13 protein-coding genes are annotated in these 17,122 nt (G+C 67.4%); 2 read left to right on the top strand and 11 right to left on the bottom strand.

The window, feature by feature from the left end:
• Positions 1 to 16: 16 nt before the first annotated feature.
• The 8 genes from NTY77_08550 to NTY77_08515 form a co-directional block, all read right to left on the bottom strand.
• Positions 17 to 1,180: a hypothetical protein gene (locus NTY77_08550; protein MCX5795526.1), complete on the bottom strand. Its 1,164-nt coding sequence runs from the start codon at positions 1,178 to 1,180 to the stop codon at positions 17 to 19.
• Positions 1,177 to 3,513 carry a c-type cytochrome gene (locus tag NTY77_08545; protein ID MCX5795525.1) on the bottom strand — a complete coding sequence of 779 codons (2,337 nt, stop codon included), beginning with the start codon at positions 3,511 to 3,513 and terminating at the stop codon, positions 1,177 to 1,179. Before NTY77_08545 ends, NTY77_08550 begins: the two co-directional genes overlap by 4 nt.
• The gene (locus tag NTY77_08540) at positions 3,510 to 4,031 is read right to left on the bottom strand and encodes a DUF3341 domain-containing protein (protein ID MCX5795524.1); all 522 of its coding nucleotides are present in this window, start codon (positions 4,029 to 4,031) and stop codon (positions 3,510 to 3,512) included. Before NTY77_08540 ends, NTY77_08545 begins: the two co-directional genes overlap by 4 nt.
• Positions 4,021 to 5,397, bottom strand: a complete 1,377-nt coding sequence (gene nrfD, locus NTY77_08535) for a polysulfide reductase NrfD (GenBank protein ID MCX5795523.1) — start codon at positions 5,395 to 5,397, stop codon at positions 4,021 to 4,023. The genes NTY77_08540 and nrfD overlap by 11 nt, the downstream gene beginning before the upstream one ends.
• Position 5,398: 1 nt before the next feature.
• Positions 5,399 to 8,311, bottom strand: coding sequence for a 4Fe-4S dicluster domain-containing protein (locus NTY77_08530; protein ID MCX5795522.1), 2,913 nt, complete (start codon positions 8,309 to 8,311; stop codon positions 5,399 to 5,401).
• Positions 8,312 to 8,320: 9 nt separating this feature from the next.
• Complete coding sequence (locus NTY77_08525) at positions 8,321 to 9,307, bottom strand: c-type cytochrome (protein ID MCX5795521.1); 987 nt, start codon at positions 9,305 to 9,307, stop codon at positions 8,321 to 8,323.
• 115 nt (positions 9,308 to 9,422) lie between these two features.
• Entirely contained in the window at positions 9,423 to 9,938 is a 516-nt protein-coding gene (locus NTY77_08520) for a hypothetical protein (GenBank protein MCX5795520.1), read from the bottom strand.
• A gap of 12 nt (positions 9,939 to 9,950) precedes the next feature.
• Positions 9,951 to 11,363 (bottom strand): hypothetical protein, encoded by a 1,413-nt coding sequence (locus NTY77_08515; protein MCX5795519.1) that lies wholly within the window; start codon positions 11,361 to 11,363, stop codon positions 9,951 to 9,953.
• A gap of 187 nt (positions 11,364 to 11,550) precedes the next feature.
• Here NTY77_08515 and NTY77_08510 point away from each other — a divergent pair, with 187 nt between their 5' ends.
• Positions 11,551 to 12,546, top strand: a complete 996-nt coding sequence (locus tag NTY77_08510) for a hypothetical protein (protein MCX5795518.1) — start codon at positions 11,551 to 11,553, stop codon at positions 12,544 to 12,546.
• A gap of 19 nt (positions 12,547 to 12,565) precedes the next feature.
• Here the strand turns inward: NTY77_08510 and NTY77_08505 are convergent, their stop codons facing one another.
• The 3 genes from NTY77_08505 to NTY77_08495 are packed head-to-tail and all read right to left on the bottom strand — an operon-like array spanning position 12,566 to position 15,278.
• Positions 12,566 to 13,792, bottom strand: a complete 1,227-nt coding sequence (locus NTY77_08505; GenBank protein ID MCX5795517.1) for a cytochrome c3 family protein — start codon at positions 13,790 to 13,792, stop codon at positions 12,566 to 12,568.
• On the bottom strand, positions 13,789 to 14,847 hold the full coding sequence (locus tag NTY77_08500) for a cytochrome bc complex cytochrome b subunit (protein MCX5795516.1): 1,059 nt from the start codon (positions 14,845 to 14,847) through the stop codon (positions 13,789 to 13,791). The genes NTY77_08505 and NTY77_08500 overlap by 4 nt, the downstream gene beginning before the upstream one ends.
• On the bottom strand, positions 14,844 to 15,278 hold the full coding sequence (locus NTY77_08495; GenBank protein MCX5795515.1) for a Rieske (2Fe-2S) protein: 435 nt from the start codon (positions 15,276 to 15,278) through the stop codon (positions 14,844 to 14,846). The genes NTY77_08500 and NTY77_08495 overlap by 4 nt, the downstream gene beginning before the upstream one ends.
• A 158-nt stretch (positions 15,279 to 15,436) precedes the next feature.
• Between NTY77_08495 and NTY77_08490 the strand changes: the two genes are divergently transcribed.
• Positions 15,437 to 16,747: a transposase gene (locus NTY77_08490; GenBank protein ID MCX5795514.1), complete on the top strand. Its 1,311-nt coding sequence runs from the start codon at positions 15,437 to 15,439 to the stop codon at positions 16,745 to 16,747.
• Positions 16,748 to 17,122 lie beyond the last annotated feature (375 nt).

Below are 17,122 nucleotides of genomic sequence, written 5' to 3'. Positions count from 1 at the left end.
GCTGTCCTGACCAGTCTTAGGCGCCCTCGAAATGGATGCTTTCTTCGAGGTAAGGGTCGCTGGCCGGCATCGCTCCGGCCTCGCGGAAGGCCCGGTCGAAGAGCAGCAGGAACGCCGCGGCCAGGCCCGCGAAGACCACGAGTTCCAGAAACCCGAAGGCGGGCCTCGGGCCGAGCACGGGCGGCATCACGAGGATGTACAGGTCCAGCCAATGCCCCGCCAGAAGCAGGCCCGCCGCCCAGAGCAGGAGCCCGTCGCGCTTTTTCCGCGCCGCCGGGAGGAGCAGCGCGAAGGGGACGGCGAAATTGACGACCGGCATGAGCCAGAAAAGCCTGCCCCATGCGCCGGTGAGGCGGAGCGCGAAGAACGTCGTCTCCTCGGGCAGGTTCGAGTACCAGATCAGCAGGAACTGCGAGAACCATAGGTAGGCCCAGAAAGCGCTGAAAGCGAAGAGGTACTTGCCCAGGTCGTGCAGATGGTGCTCGTTGACCTCGGCAAGCAGCCCGCGCCGCCGCAGCGCCACGACCAGGGCGATGAGGGCCGCCAGAGCCGCCTCGAAAGCCCCCGCGAAGATATACCACGGATAGATCGTGCTGTCCCATTTCGGCTCAAGAGACATGAGCCAGTCCACCGAGCAGAGCGTGAAGGTGACCCCGAAGCAGAGGAGAAAACCCGCTGAAAGAGCCTTGGCGCGGACTGTCGTCCCGGCCCCGCCTCCGGAGTCCTGCTCTCGCGAAAGGGAAACGAGGCGGCGCGCGAAGAACAGCCAAGCCGCCCAATATACGGCCGCCCTCGCCGCCGCGCTCCAGATGCCGAGGTAGGCCGCTTTAGAGCCGAGCGCGGCCGCGGCGCCCGGCGCCGCCCACGGATAGAGGCTGCGCGCCGAGGCCAGCAGGACCGCGGTCAATACCGCGCCGGCCGGCAGATAAGCGGTCATCGCCTCGGGGACGCGCCGGAACACGACGGGCCAGCCGGCGGAAGAAAGGTTCTGCGCGGAGATGAAGACCAAGGCCCCGAGGCTTAAGGAAATGAAGAAGAAATTCGCGACCAGCAGGCAGCCCAAGGCGCGCGCGGGCACGAAATAGCAGCCCCCGGCCAGCGCCAACAGCCCCGCCGCGGCGATCCGGAGCAGGAGGTCCTTCTGGCCGGCGCCGAGCAGTCCCTTGTCCGCGGCAGTCATCGTTTCGTCCCCCACTCCCACGACCTCAAGAAGGCCACGATCCTGCGGATCTGCTCGGCGGAGAGCCCGGGCCTGCCCCCCATCCCGTCGCCGAAGGCGCGCATCGGAGTGCCGGGGCGGCCGAGCGCGATCGTGGCGAGCAGGAAGTTGTCGTCGGCGGCCTTGAGGAACTGCTCGTTGTTGAGCGACGGCGCGAAGCCCTCCGGCTTGTTCTCATGCTTGCCCTTGCCCTCCAGGCCGTGGCATTTCGCGCAGGTCTCGCGGTAGAGGACCCGCCCCGCGGCCACGAGCTCGGGAGTGCTCTCGACGCGCCTTACAGCCGGCGCCGCGGCGTTCTCGAAGGTCCGTATGTAGCCGATGACGTTCTCGATGTCCTCTCCCGCGAGGCGCGTTTCGCCGCTATAGTACGACTTCATCGGCGTGACCTCCCGGCCCAGGATGACCGTGCCGGCCAGGAAGCCGTCCGAGACCGTCTTAAGGAAGGCCGGGTTGCCCAGCGACGGCCCGCTGCCGCCCTCCCCCTGCGCGCCGTGGCATTTCATGCAGCCGCCTTTCTGCTCGTACACCTTGCGGCCGTCTTTCGCCGAGGCCCAGGAGTAATGCCGCCTCAGCGGCTCGGCGGGCGGCGTGCGTTCCAGCCGCCGCACGAAAGCGATGATGTGGTCGATATCGTCGCCGCTCAGGGGGTTGCGCGCGCGCTTGAGGAAGCCCTTCATCTCGGTGTCGCCCTTGCCGTAAGCGACCGTGCGCCAGAGAAAGTCGTCGCTGAGCTGGCCGAGCAGGACGGGGTTGCCGATCTGGGTCCCCAGGTCACCCTCGCCTTGGAGGCCGTGGCATTTGACGCATTCCTGCTTGTAGAGGACCTCTCCGAACTCCGGGCGGCCCTGGTGGGTCTGCGTCGAAAGGGCCACCGAGGGCCCCTTCTGCCAGGAGCGGATGCGCGAGATGACGTCGGCGACCTCGCGCGCGCCCAGCGAACGCCAGGCCGGCATCTCGGTGGGACGGCCCTCGACGATCGCCCTGTAAAGGAGCTCGTCGCCGGCCATGGCCAGGAAAGATTCCGAGTTGAGCCGCGAGCCGATCGCCCCCTCGCCGTTGGCCCCGTGGCAACCCGCGCATTTCTTCTCGAAAAGCGTCTTCCCCGCCTGGGGCGAGGCGCCGGGGAGAAGCGCGGCCACCTCGGCGTAGGGCGGGGCGGGAGCCGCCCAGGAGCGGATGAGGGAGATCAGGTCGGAGATATCGTCGCCCTTGAGGTCGAAGGAGGCCGGCATCGCCGTGTGCCGGCGGCCCAGAGAGATGGTCTGCCGCAGGAACAGGTCCGAAGCCAGCGCCAGGAACGACGGGGCGTTCAGCGAGTTGCCGATGCCGCCCCGCCCCGCGGGACCATGGCAGCCGATGCAGTGGCTGGCGAATATCGCGCGGCCCCGCTCGACGGCCGTTTCGGCGGAGGTGATGCGCGCGGTCTCCGGAACGCGGCCGGCCCATGAGCGTATGTGCATCACGATGCTCCGCATCTGCGTCCCGGTCAGCACGTTCTTCCAGGCCGGCATCTGCGTGCCCGGCCGGCCGTGATTGATGATGTCCCAGTAGTAGGCGTCGTCCGCGATGGCGAGCACGGCGGGCGAGTTGAGCGTCGGTATGCCCGGATTGGGGCGGCGCCCCTCCTCGCCGTGGCAGGAGGCGCAGTTCATCGCGAAGAGCTCCTTGCCGTAAGGCTCCGAGACCAGCGAGCGCCGGCGCGGGTCCTCGGGGATGACCGCTGCGGGCCCGAGCCGGGCGATCTCCTCGCGCTGGAGGTCGCGCAGGTAGCAGACGGCCTTCCAGCGGTCCGGCGGGTCGAGTTGGGAGGCGTGCGAGGGCATCAGGTTGCGCCCGTAGGTGATGATGTGGAACAGCGTCCCGTCGGGCAGGTCGAAGGTCGACTTGGAGGCCAGCGGGAATGAGAATTGCGGGAAAGCCTTGGCGACCTCCCCGTCTCCCAGCCCCGCGAGCCCGTGGCAATGAGAGCAGTAGTTCTCGAAGACCTGCTTGCCGCGAGCCGTGACCTCGAAGCCCGGCAGGAACGGGTTCTTGAGTTCCGCTCCCGCGCGCTCGCGCTCCGCCGCTTCGACGCCGTAGTGCAGGGGATGCCAGTCGCGGGCGATCGTCCCGGGAACGGGCCGCTGCAGCGTCCGGCCGTCCCGGAACACGGGGTTGGGCTGCTGGCTGTGATAGGCGGGCGAGTTCACCATGTCGCTGAACAGCCTCAGATGCGGCTCGTTGAGGTCGCGCCGGACGAGGAGCACGGCGACGGCGCCCGCCAGGAGCGCCGCGGGTATGAGGAAGCGCCTCACGAGCCCTCCGCGTCCACGACGAGCTGCGCGCCCTGCGCCTCTAGGAATCGTCGGAGCGCCTCGCCCGAGGGGCCGCCGGGCTCCCGGCGCAGGGCTAGGACGAAGCGGTCGTCGACGCCTCCGAGCGCCTCGAGCGCGGGCTTCTTGACCGGTGAGAGGCCCCGCATCGCGAGGAACCAGAGCACCATCCCGACCCCGGCGAACAGGACGGTGAGCTCGAAGGCGACGGGGATGAGGGCCGGAGAGGCGTTGAGGGATTTGCCGCCGATGTTCATGGGCCAATCGAAGGTAGAGGCCCAATACTGGAAGCCCAGCGTCAGGATGAGGCCCGCGGCGCCGAAGCGGAAGCAGACCACGCCCAGATGCGAGGGCTCCAGGCCCAGCTCCCGGTCGAGGCCGTGGACGGCGAAGGGGGTATAGGCGTCGTGGATCGGCAGGCCCGCGCGCCGCGCGGCGCGCGCGGCGGCCAGGATTCTCTCCTCCGAGTCAAAGACCCCGGCGACGAGTTCATGGGCCATGGGGGCCTCCGTCTCCTTCGCGGGCGTAATGCAGGACGCCCTTGACCTCGCTGACGGCGATCATCGGCAGGAACCGGCAGAACAGCAGGAAAAGGGTCAGGAAAAGGCCGAAGCTGCCGACGAGGGTGCAGACCTCGATGTAGGTCGGGTGGTACATCGTCCAGCTCGAAGTCAGGTAGTCGCGGTGCAGGGAGACCGTGATGATCACGAAGCGCTCCAGCCACATGCCCACGTTGATCAGGATGGAGACCGCGAAGACGGCCCAAGGGGTGGTCCGCACGCGCCGCGACCACAGCAGTTGCGGGACCGCGACGTTGCAGAGCATCATGCCCATGAAGAAGTGCCGGTAGGGGCCGAAGAAGCGGTTGAGGAAGGCGAAGCGCTCGTAGGGGTTGCCGCTGTACCAGGCCATGAAGAACTCTGTGCCGTAGGCCAGAGCCACGATCAGCGAGGTCAGCAGGGTGATCTTGCACATCGCGTCGATATGCGCCAGCGTGATGTAGTCCTCGAAGGCCATGACCTTGCGCGCGATGATCATCAGCGTCATCACCATCGCGAAGCCCGAGAAGATCGCGCCGCAGACGAAATAGGGCGGAAAGATCGTCGAATGCCAGCCCGGGATGACCGAGGTGGCGAAATCGAAGCTCACGATGGTGTGCACGGAGAAGACCAGCGGCGTCGCCAGGCCCGAGAGCAGAAGGTAGACCTTCTCGTAATGCAGCCAGGTCTTCTGGGAGCCGTCCCAGCCGAGGCTCAGGCCCGCGAAGACGCGCCTGCGCCAGCCCTCGGCGCGGCGCGCGACGACGGCAAGGTCGGGCAGGAGGCCCATGTACCAGAAGACCAGGGAGACGGTGAAGTAGGTGCTGATGGCGAAGACGTCCCAGAGCAGGGGCGAGCGGAAATTGACCCACAGCGGGCCCATCGGGTTGGGGTAGGGCAGCACCCAATAGGCGAGCCACGGCCGGCCCATGTGGATCAGCGGGAAGGTCCCGGCGCACATGACCGCGAATATGGTCATGGCCTCGGCCGAGCGGTTGACCGAGGTGCGCCAGCGCTGGCGGAAGAGGAACAGCACCGCCGAGATCAGGGTGCCGGCGTGGCCGATGCCGACCCAGAAGACGAAGTTCGTGATGTCGAAAGCCCAGCCCACCGTCTTGTTGAGCCCCCAGGTCCCGATCCCGGTCCAGATCTGGTCCGTGACGGCGACGGCGCCGATGAGCAGGGCGGTCGCGGAAACCGCGATCGCGGCGTACCAGGCGCGCGTCGGCCTCCCCTCGAGCGGCGCGCAGATGTCTTCGGTCACCCGCGCGTAGGATTTGGCGCCCCCGATCAGGGGGCGGCGCAAAGAGGAGAGGACGTGGGCCATCCTAGGCCTCCCTCATGTTGCGCACCTTGACCTGGTAGAAGACCGAGGGCCCGACGCCGAGCTCCGAGAGGACCCGGTAGCTGTGGTTGGCCCGCGCCAGGCGCGAGACGCGGCTCTGCGGGTCGTTGAGGTCCCCGAAGACGATCGCGTCGGCGGGGCAGCTCTGCGCGCAGGCCGGAGTGATGTCGCCGTCCTTGAGCGCGCGCCCCGCGCTGTCGGCCTCGAACTTGGCCGAGTAGATGCGCTGGACGCAGAGCGAGCATTTCTCCATGACGCCGCGCGTGCGCGCCGTGACGTCGGGGTTGAGGGCCAGGTTCTGGAGCAGGTCCCGGTGCCGGTAGTCGAACCAGTTGAAACGGCGCACCTTGAACGGGCAGTTGTTGGCGCAATAGCGCGTGCCCACGCAGCGGTTGTAGACCTGCATGTTGAGGCCCTCCGTCGAGTGGACGGTGGCCAGGACGGGGCAGACGGTCTCGCACGGCGCGTTGTCGCAGTGCTGGCAGAGCATGGGCTGGAAGGCGATGCCGGGGTTCGGGGCGTCCGGGGCCCCGGAGAAATACCGGTCGATGCGCAGCCAGTGCATCTCGCGGCTTTTGCGCACTTCGGCCTTGCCGACGACCGGGATGTTGTTCTCGGCCTGGCAGGCCACCACGCAGGCCGAGCAGCCGGTGCAGGCGGTCAGGTTGATGGCCAAGCCCCACTTGCGGCCCTTGTAGTCGTGTCGGGGCCAGAGGCCGTTCCCGGAGGCCGCCTCCTCCGAAGCGCTCGCCTCGACAGGCTCCTTGGCATAGCCCCGAAGCGTCGTCTCGCGCAGGGCGCGGCGCTTTTCGCCCGTGAAGGGCACTTCCTGCGAGTCGAAGAGCTGGGTCTTGGCGAGCTGGACGGTGGCAGGCAGCGGCGTGACCGAGACCGTCTCCGCGGCGCAGAGGGGGTAGACGTCGCCGCCCCCGGCGGGGTCCTCTTCGATGGGCAGGAACTTGACCGTGGGGAAATTGGCCGCGACCGGGCCGGCGGCCTTGCGCCCGTAGCCGAGCGCGACCGCGACGACGCCGTCGGCCTGGCCGCGCTGGACGTAGGCCGGCAGGTCCAGCGCCCGGCCGCCGGCGGAAAGCCGGACCATGCGGCCCTCCGCGACGCCGAGCCGGGCGGCGTCCGCTGGAGAAAGGCAGGCGCAATTGCCCCAGGAGACCTTGGTCACGGGATCGGGCAATTCCTGGAGCCACGGGTTGTTGGCTTGGCGGCCATCGCCGAGGGCGACCCCCGCGTACGGGACGAGCTCGAAAGCGCCCGCCTTGGCGCGGCGCGCGGGTCTGAGTCCAGCCAGGGAGCCGGCGTCGAAAGCGGCGGCGGGCCGGGCGGCGGCGCTGATCGACACGGCTCCGCGGCGCAGGGCCTCGTCCCAGAAGGCCGTGAAGCTGCGGATGTCCTTCTGACGGGGGAAGACCTTGGCCCGCCAGCGTTCCTGTATGAACTCGAAGGCCGGTCCGGGTCGTCCCGACCAGGCCAGAAGGCTCTCGATGGCCGGGCGCGTGTCGAAGAGGGGCGACAGCAGAGGCTGCGTGAGGCTCACGACGCCGGCCACGGGCTCGGCGTCGTCCCAGGACTCGAGCGCGTGCGGGGTCACGCAGACGAACTTCGCCAGCGAGGCGGTCTCGTCCCGGCGCTGGGACAGCACGGCGGTCAGCCCCGCCTTCGCCATCGCCGCGGCGAATTCCCCTGCGCGCGCATGGTCCTGCGCGGGGTTGGCGTCGAGCACGATCAGCGCGCCGACCGAGCCCGCCTCGAGCTCCGCGATCAGGCGGTCCATGGCCCCGGCCTCTCCCTGCAGCTGCAGCGAGGGGCGCGAGATGTCCAGCGTCTGGCCGTAATTGCCCAGCATCCCGTTGATCCAATTGACGACGGTCTGGACTGCCGGGTCGGCGGAGCCGCTGACGACGAGGCCTCGGCCGCGGACGCTCAGCAGCATCTTCGCCGTCTGCCGCAGCGTCCCGTCAGCGACCGGCGCCGGGGCGGGCGCGGCGGGCAGAGGGCCGGGCCAAGAGACGCCGCTGGCGACGAGCCGGCCCAGGGCGAGGGCTGCGGCGAGCTCCTGGGAGGGGCGCAGCGGCACGCGCAGGTCCGCGTTGGCGCCCGTCGCCGACAGGCGCGCTTCGAACTGGGCGTGCCAGGACATGATCTCTTCGGGGCGGCGGTTGGCCGCCCAGGCCTTCGCGAACTCCACCGGGGATATCCAGGTGCCCAGGAAGTCCGCGTCGAAGCTCACGATCGCGCGGGCGCTCCCGAAGAGATAATGCGGCAGGACGGGGCGCCCATGCGTGCGCCGGTGCGCCTCGATGATCGCCGCCGCGGGCAGGGAGTCGTAGACGACATGGCGCGCGCCCGGGAAGCGCCCGAGGAAGCCCGCCACCGCCGCCTGGAGCGACGGGCTCACGACGGCATGGGAGACGACGCGTATCTCCCGGCCCTCGCGCCGGGCGCTCGCGAGGCCGGCGCGCACGGCCGCGTCGACCTCGGGCCACGAGGCGGGCGAGGCGCCGGCGAGCGGCTGCCTGAGCCTCTCGCTGTCGTAGAGGTCGAGCACCGTCGCCTGCCCGCGCGCGCAGAGGCCGCCGCGGGAGAGAGGGTGGTCGGGGTTGCCCTCCATCTTGATCGGCCGGCCGTCGCGGCTCTTGACGAGGACGCCGCAGGCCGACGGGCAGCCGCCGCAGGTCGAGGCGTACCAGCGCGACACTCCCGGCGGCGCGCCCTCGGGCTGGTCGGCGTACGGGACGATGGCCTCCTTCGGAGGGCGCAGTTTGCAGCCCGCGGCGGCCAGCGCGGCGAAGCCCGCGCCCAGCATCTTCAGGAAATCCCGGCGCGTGATCCCGTCGGCCCGGTCCTGCTTCCCGCGTTCAAGACGTTCTCTATCGGTCATCGCACTCTCTCACCAATGGCAGGCCGCGCAGTCGAGCGGCCCACCGACGCGTTTCCAGTGCGCCGGCGCGGTCCCTTCCTCCAGGCGGTGGCAGGATATGCACCAGCCCATCGACAGCGAGGCGGCCTGGCGCAGGCGCTCCATCGTCTGCACGGGCCCGTGGCACTCCTGGCACTGCAGGTTGTCGGCGACATGGACGCGGTGGCTGAAATGGACGAAGTCGGGCAGGTGGTGCACCCGCATCCACTCGAGCGGGGACGCCCCGGGCCGGCCGCGCTCCTGCCAGGCCGCGACGAGCCGCGTGATCTCGGGGGAGGGCTCCTTGCTGCCGGAGCGCGCGCGCACGGCGACGTGGCAGTTCATGCAGACGTTGAGAGCGGGCACTCCGGCGACGTCGCTGCGCTCGGCGCCCGAGTGGCAGTAGAGACATGAGATCGAGAGGCGTCCGGCGTGCAGGGCGTGCGAGAAGGCCATGGGCTGGATGGGCTCGTAGCCCTGCTGGTTGCCCAGCAGATGGTAATAGCGCCGCCCGCCGAGGGTCCAATACCCCGCGGCCAGGGCGGCGGCGAAACCCAGCGCCGCGAAGCGCCGTTGGCCGGACTGCCAAAGTACGGCCACCGCGGCCAGCAGCAGGAACAGCAGGGCGAGGCCCGGCGCGGAGACGCTCAGGCCCTCGTCGGGCATGCGCACCTTCCTGTAAAGCGGTTCTTCGGCGCGGCGCGAGTCGGCCTGCGGGGAGGCTAGTGGGCTCTTCGAAGCGGCCTTGAGGAACTCGAGGAGGCCCTGGGCCTGCTCGCGCGTCAGGTGCGTGTTCTCCATGCGCACGCCGTTGTTGTCGGCCAGCAGCTTCTTGGCGGCGGGGTCGGTCTCGAGGTAGCCGTCGGGGTTCATGACGAAGCCGACGATCCAATCGGCCTCGTGGCGGTCGGCGACCCCGCGCAGGTCGGGCCCGACGCGCTGGCCGCCGCCGATCGTGTGGCATTTGGCGCATTTCATCAGGAAGAGCGCCGCGTGACGCTGGAAGGCGGCCGGCTGGCCGGCCCCGCTGGCCGCGCCTGCCGGCGCGAGCAGGCAGGCGAGGATGATGAGGGCTCCGGGCAGGCCGGGGCGCCTACGGCTGCTTGTCGGTCTTGGGAGCGTCGGTCTTCCCGTCCGGATTCGCGTCGTTTTTAGCCGGCTTGTCGCCCGTCTCGTCCTTCTTCGCGGCAGCCTTTTCCTTGAGCATCGCCTCGATGCGGTCCTTCTTGCGCACCGAGGAATCGTAGGTCAGGAAGTCTATGATGGCTTTGGCGCTGTCCTGGTCGATCCCCGCGCGCGGCTTGTGGCTCATCTTCGTCACGTAGGTCTGCCATTGCTTAGGCAGGGCGTAGGGCGAATTGATGGGCCTGGCCAAAGTATGGCATTTGGAGCACTTCGTCGCGAAGACCAGGTAGTTGTCCTGCTGCTCCTTGGGATACTGCGACACATCGATGGAGTCCGCCCCCTGGTCCATCTTGTCCAACTGCTCCTGAGTGGACGCCGCGGGTCCCGCATCGTCCGGCTTGGCAGAGGGAGCGTCGTCGGCTATGGCCGCCGGGGTCCACAAGGCCAGCACGACCAGAGCCGTCAAAACCCGAGAGCGTTTCATGATCCCTCCTGCTTAGAATCCGACTTCGAGCTGCATCGTGACGCGGTCGCCGAGGGAGGCCAGGCTTGTCGGCGGCACCGCGTTGTTCAGTTGGCCGCCCTGGTAGTCGCGCTTCGTGTCGACGGAATACTCGATGAAGGCCTTCAGGTTCGGCGCGAAGTAGTGCGCGAGCTGCATGGTGACGTAGTTGAACTGCCGAGTCCCGTTGAACGTCGTGTACCAGTTCTCGCGCACCAACGGCGCCAGGAAGGGATACATGTGCCCCCGTTTGTAGTAGTAGGCGAGCTCCGCGTAGGCGGCGCGATTCGTGTCGCTGATGTCGAGGCCCGAGGCGGGGTCGCCCCCGCGGTCGTGGCTGTAGACGAAGGCGGCGCGCGCGGTCAGATTGCCGATTTCCCAGAGCGCGTCGAAGCCGCCGCGCTGGAAGAGCTGCCGCTCGCCGGTCCCATTATCGACGCCCAGGTTGCCGCCGATGCCGCCGGCGGTCGCGACCCGTTCGTGCCCGTAAGTGCCGAACGTCCCGACCATGAGGCCCTTGCCGTTGTCGAAGGCCAGACGCGCGTTGCCGTTCGTCGGCGAGGTGTACTGATTGCCGCCGTCGGAGTCCTTGGACGCGCCCGCGGCATAATAAAGGAAAGCGTCTCCGCTGAGATTGGCCTGGCCGTAGGCGTACATCGCCTGCTGCGTCATCAGCAGGGAATTGCCCGAGATGGAGCTTTGATTATTCATCAGCAGGTCGGTGGCGCGGTTGGCGATCGTGGGCGTCTCGTTGGAGACGATGGTCTGGTACGGATCGTCGCCGAAGAAGCCTCGCCGCGCGGCGACCACGTTGAGGAAGGGCAGCGGGTGATAGCCCAGACGGAGGTCGCCCAGCGCAGGCTGGAAGCTCGTTGCCGAGTTGGCGTTGGCGTCCATCTCTCCGAAAAAGGAGATGTGCCGGGCCGCATCGCCGCCGGCGACGAAGAAGTCCACGTCGTTGAGAGGCTGGGACTTGAAGCCGTTGCTGTTCGGGCTCGCCGTGCCTCCCATCTGCGCGCCCTGGTTGGATATCGTGCCCGTGCCGTTGTCGAAGGGCCGCGAGCGCACGATGAGCGCCCACGGGAAGATCGCCTCGATGGTGAGCTCCTGGTCCTGGCTCTTGAGCACCCCTTCGCTGCCGCCCGGCTCGCGCACGTAGCCGTTCATCTTAAACTGCCGGCCGTACGCGTTGAGGGCGGGGAACCCGGAATGGCACTGCGAGCAGGACAGCTTGTACTTGCGTGAGAAGGCCGGCAGGGCGTGAGCCTGTCCGACGCCGTCCGGCCGCAACGGGCAGTAATGGAGCGCTTTGTGCAGCGCTGGCGGCATGACCCAGCAGACTGCCAACAGCGCGAGCGCGGAGCAAGTGCGGGCCGTCGCCTTCATCCAGTCAGTTCTAATCTTCATGTGGTCGATTCCTCGAGATAACCAGCCTTTGCCACTCCAGATTGTGGTCTACAAGACCCACAATGTTACCAATAAAATCATGCTCGTACAATGTCTAGTGCCCGGCAGTCAGCGGTTCGGTGAAATCAGACTATATAATTTTGTGTATCATCTATGAATCAGTATGGACACGGAGATAACGTCCGATATGGCCGATGCAACGGTAGCCATGGTCCGAGGCGCCATCCTGGCGTCGCTGGCTTGGCTCGCGGCCGTCGGCCCGGGCGCTTTGGCCGCGGCCCCGCCGTCGACCCCGGCCGAGAGCCTCGCCCAGGATCTTTCCGAGCTGCGGAAGAACCCGCGGGACAAGGATCTGCGTGAAAGGATCATCAAGCAGGCGCTCGCGACGACTCCTGCGCCCCCGGTTCCGGGCGAAGTTTATGAGCTGGAGGGCCGAGCTGCCGCCGCTTTTAAGGACGCCAAGACCCCGCAGGACTACCTTGACGCAGTGAACTCCCTTGCGCAGGCCCTCTTACTCGCCCCTTGGGTTTCGAACGATTACCTTAGCCTCGCGGACGCGCAGGAGAAGGCCGGCCAGGACCTGGACGCGGCCGCCAGCCTCGGGCTATACCTCGTCGCCGCTCCGCAGGCCCGCGATGCCAATGAGGTGCGCCGGCGCATCGGCGCTCTCAAGTACAGGGCGGAGAAGGCGGCCGCGCCGCGCCCTCCCCGCGGGCAGGAATCGGGCCGCGCGCCCCAGTGGGCGCAGGTCCTGGAGCGGTTCAAGAAGCTGGCCGGGGGCAGATACGTGGCGACCTATCAGTGCGGCCGCTACACTCCCATCCAGGCCTTGAGCAAGCGTGAGCGCATGGAGTGCGACCGGGAGGAGTACGAGAGCGGCCGCTGGCATAAGTTCGACATGCTGGACACGCACGAGTTCCGGTTCCCCGCCGAGGGCACCGTGCAATTGCTCAGCATCCGCACGTTCCAGAAGTCCGTGGAGCTTCTCGGCCGGCCCGGCGGCCCGGACTTCAAGGACATCGCGTGGACCGCGTGCGACAAGGCGCGCGAGTGTTCCCAGCCGGCGTGGGTCCATCTCAGCGAGGACCTGAGCGTCATCACTTTCAGTCCGGACCGGCCCGTGGACGATTCTGCCTTCGATCCGGACGCCCGCTACAGCTACACGCAATACCGCCGGGAGTGAGCGGCGAGGCGCCGAAGCTCTAGGAGCCTGATTCGATGTCCCGCATCTTCAGGTAGAGGGCCAGCACCAGCAGGGAGATGAACAGGGTGGCGACTCCGAGGCCGACGCGGCGGTTGCGGAAATCCGTCACCGCGTCGAGGGCTGCCTGCGCGGCCTTGCGCGCGCTGGCGATGCCCTGGTCGGCGATCTTCGCCACGTCTTGGGCCCGGAAGGTGTGCACCGTGGTCCTGGCCTGGTACATGGACATGCGCGCCGCGCCCCAGAGGTCCCGGGCCTCCGCCATGTCCATGCCCTTCTCCTCGGCCGCGAGGATGGCTTTCTCGGCGCCGGCGTAGCTGCTCTCGACGAGCTCGAGCTCGGATTTAATCCCCGTCGCGACCTGCAGCTGCTTGGACTCGGGCCGGTGGCACTTGAGGCAGACTCCGTTCTCCGAGGAGAGCAGCTGCGTGGTCGGATGCTGGATGTCGTGCGCGGTGTGGCAGGTGGCGCAGAGGTGGAACTTGCGCTTCGCCCAAGGCTCGGCCATGGGGCTGGACTTGAAGAACTCGGCGTTGTTCACGTGGCACATGCCGCAGACTTGGCTGATGTCGGCCACGCCCGGAGGCACGGCCCCGTGGTTGCCGTGGCAGGTGTTGCAGACCGGGGCCGCGGAGTCGCCCTTCTCCAGCAAGGCCTTTCCATGCACGCTGCGGGTGTACTTGGCCAGCTGGTCCGTGGGGATCTTGTAGGGCGCCATGAGCTTGGCGTCCGCATGGCAGCGGCCGCAGGTCTGCGGGATGTTCTTGGCGTAGACCGAGGAGACGGGGTCCTTGGCAGGCCGGATGGCGTGCGCGGTGTGACAGTCCGAGCAGACCGCGACCTTGTCGTCGCCCGCTTTGCGCTTCTGGCCGTGCACGCTGGTGGAGTACTTGAGCTCCTGGTCAACTGGCAAGGACGGGTTGTACTTCTTCATGAAGGACGGCTGGGAGTGGCACTTGCCGCAGAACTTCGGGATGTCCGCCCGGGACGGCACGCCCGTGAAGCCCGCCTCCGGGTTCATGGCCTCCCCCATGTCGGACTTCGCCGGGTCGCCGCCGTGGCAGGAATGGCAGGAGAGGCCTTTCTCGCGATGGATGTCGCTGGCGAAGGACTTGACGATGGCCTTCTGCTTGGCGTCATCCGAAGCCGCGTGGCACTTCACGCATTGGCTCTGCGCGAAGGCGGCCGCCGGCCAGGCGATGAGCAGGGCCATCAGAAGCCGTTTCATGAGAACCGCCCCCAGATGGTCATGGCGAGGAGCGCGGCCAGACCGCCCCAGCCGACCAGGCGCACCGCGGCCTCCTTCTTCTCCTGCGGCACGACCGCGTCCCAGAAAGGCGTGAGCAGCCAGAACAGGCCCGCCGCGTTGAGCGCGATGATGCCCAGCAGCTCGCCGGGGATGAAGAGGACCTTGCCGGGCAGGAGCTTGAGGAACTGGTACTGGGAGAGGAAATACCATTCGGGCTTGATCCCGGCCGGCGCGGAGGCCAGGGCCTCCGCCTTCTTGCCCAGCTCCCAGGGGAAGAACACCGCCAGGACCGCCACCGCGTTGAGCACCACCAGCCAGAGCATGACGTCGCGCAGGAAGAAGTTCGGGAAGAAAGGCATGGTCTTGGGGCTCTCATCGGCATGGGCCATGCCCTGGACCTGCACGAAGGTCAGGTGGGCCCCGATGGTCAGGGAGAGCAGGGCGGGCAGTATGGCCACGTGCAGGCCGAAGAACCGGGACAGGGTCGCGCCCGTGACGTCGTTGCCCCCGCGCACGAGCTTGAGCAGCCAGTGGCCCGCCACGGGGACTTGACCGATGATGTCGGTCCCCACGTTGGTCGCGAAGTAGGCGAGCTCGTTCCAGGGCAGCAGGTAGCCGCTGAAGCCGAAGGCCATGCAGAGCCCCAGCAGGACGCAGCCGGTCACCCAGGTCAGCTCCCGGGGCTTGCGGAAGGCCTTCATGAGGAACACGCTGAACATGTGGACGAAGACGCAGAAGATCATGATGTTGGCGCCCCAGCTGTGGATGGAGCGGATCAGCCAGCCGAAGGCGACCTTGGAGGAGATGTAGCGGACGCTCTCATAGGAGGAATCCGCGCCCACGCGATAGTACATGAGCAGAAGGATGCCTGAGGCCAACTGAAGGAGGAAGAGGAAGAGGCACACCCCGCCGGCATAGTAGAACACGCTCCAGCGGTGGATGGGCACCTGCTTGTGTGTGGCCCACTCTATGCCGCGGCGGATGTCCAGCCGCTCGTCTAACCAGTCCAGCAGCGCGGTCCCAAGCTCGTTCATGCCGTCTTCACCACGGTCACATCTCCGCCCGCGACCCGCACGTCTAATTGGGTGAGGGGCCGGGGCGGGGGGCCGGAGATGTTCTTGCCGCTCAGGTCGTATTTCCCGCCATGGCAGGCGCACCAGACCAAGTCGGCGTCCTTGCTGTACTGCACGATGCAGTCGAGATGGGTGCAGGTCGCGGTCAGGGCGTGGAAGTTGCCCTTGACGTCGCGGATGACGATGATCGGTTTCGGGCCGAACTTCACGATCTTGCTCGTGCCCACGGCGAAGTCCTTGACCGCGCCGACCTTCAAGGCGTCGGGCTCGGCCTCCACCTGTTCCGGCGGCAGGAGGTAGCGCAGGACCGGATAGACGGTGGATGCCACCAATCCCAGCGCTCCGCCGCCCAGGAACAGGTTGAGGAAATCCTTCCGGGTGAAGTCTCTCATGCCTATAAGAATTCTAGCATACCACAATCCCGGCGTCCGGGAGATGACTGCCGTCATGGTTGGCGGGCCGCGTGATCTGGTCGGCCCCACCGGTCCCTTGGTCCCAGCGCAACTGGGCCAGCGATGCAGGGAACAAATCAGGCCCTCGCTCGTATATCATGAGTCAGGGAAGAAAGCAGGACCAGCGGTCCCGACCGCCTCTGGGAGTGCTCCAGCACTTGCAAAAGTATATCGAGTGCGGCCTCGTTCGCTATGGGGTGATGCGCTTGCGGTGCCCGAACTGCGGTCAGGATCTTTTTGTCGCATTCTCATGCAAGCTCCGGGGTTTTTGCCCGCATTGTGGGGCGAAGCGCGCGGCGATAATAATGGCCGACGCCTCGGATCGGCTGCTGCCGCAGGTGGGCTACCGGCAATATGTCCTGACCATCCCAAAACGGTTGCGCTGGTACGTCAACCAGAACGGGGCCCTGCCGGGGGAGATAAGCCGCATCCTGGCCCGCGAGATAGAGCTTTCCCTGCGCAAGAGGTCCGCGGGCTCGGCCGCGGCCCAGCTGCACTTCGTTCAGCGGGCCGGCCGGTCCTTGAATCTTCATCCCCACATACACGCGGTGGTTTCCCAGGGGCGCTTCAGCTCTGAGCTTGGGCCGTTGGGCCCGAGGCTCAAGTTCCACGCGGCGGCCGCGCCGTCGCAGCGGGACATCGAGCTTGTGACCGAGTCTTTGCGCCGCAAGATCCTCAGGCGCTTGCGCAAGTTGGGCGCGATTCCAGCGGACCTGGCCCAGGAGATGCTGGCCTGGCGGAATTCGGGCTTCTCCCTGCACGCCAAGGTGTTCGTGCCGGCCGGGGACCGGGAGGGGCTGGAGCGGTTGCTGTACTACTGCGCCAAGCCGGGACTTTCGATCATGCGGCTGTCGTACCTGCGCAAGAAGAACCTGGTCGTCTACCGGGCCGAGCCCAAGAGCGGGCAGGCCCTGGCTTTGCGCTTCGAGCCGATGGAGTTTCTCAGGCGCTGGGGCCTGCTGATCCCGCCGCCGCGCAAGAACCTGCTGCGCTACTACGGAGCTTTGGGGCCGAACTCGGCGCTGCGGGCCTTGCTGGTGGCTGAGGCGAGCCGAGGCACGGCCAAGGCGCGCTTGCGCAAAAAGGTGGAAGGGGTCAAGGAAGCTGTGAGCCGAAGCGCGCGGTCTTGGGCGTCTTGCATGAACCGCGTATTTGAGGTCGACCCGCTGGTCTGCCCGCGTTGCGCCGCGACCTTGGTCCCGGTAGCAATCATCATGAACGACCGGGAGTTGGTCCGGCTGTTGGAGCATCTTGGCCTTCCGACGGATTTTCCGAAGACGGTGCCCGCTCGGACCAAACTCGTCGAGGCGATGTGCGGGCCGCCGGGGGAGGAGTGCCAACTCGATCCGCGGACCGATTTATGCGAAGCAGTCGATGTTCCTCCGGCGGATGATTTCCACTCCGCGTAGCCACGGCTCTGCCTCGACGCTGCCAGCCTGACGAATCCCACCCGATCCTGACGCTCACTCCGGCGGCGTTTTTGTATTATAACCGAATCCAGGCCACCGAGGGGGCCTGGATTGGATGATCGCTTACGATAAGGCCCATTCTGTTGCATGGAATCCCGTTTATCCTGCCTACCATCAGAACATCCGTGGCGGGGAGTACTACCACTGACAGGAGGAGAGATGCTTCATGAACAGACCGTCGAAACGCTCAACGCGCTGAGGCTCATCGGCATGGCCAGGGGCTTTGCCGAGCGCATCGGCGACCCCAAGCACGCCGAGCTCGACCACGCCGACTTCGTCGGGCTCTTGGCGCAGGACGAGAAGACGCACCGGGAT

Source organism: Elusimicrobiota bacterium (genome assembly GCA_026388095.1).
GTDB lineage: Bacteria > Elusimicrobiota > Elusimicrobia > UBA1565 > UBA9628 > UBA9628.
This window is presented reverse-complemented; position numbering and strand designations above follow the sequence as displayed.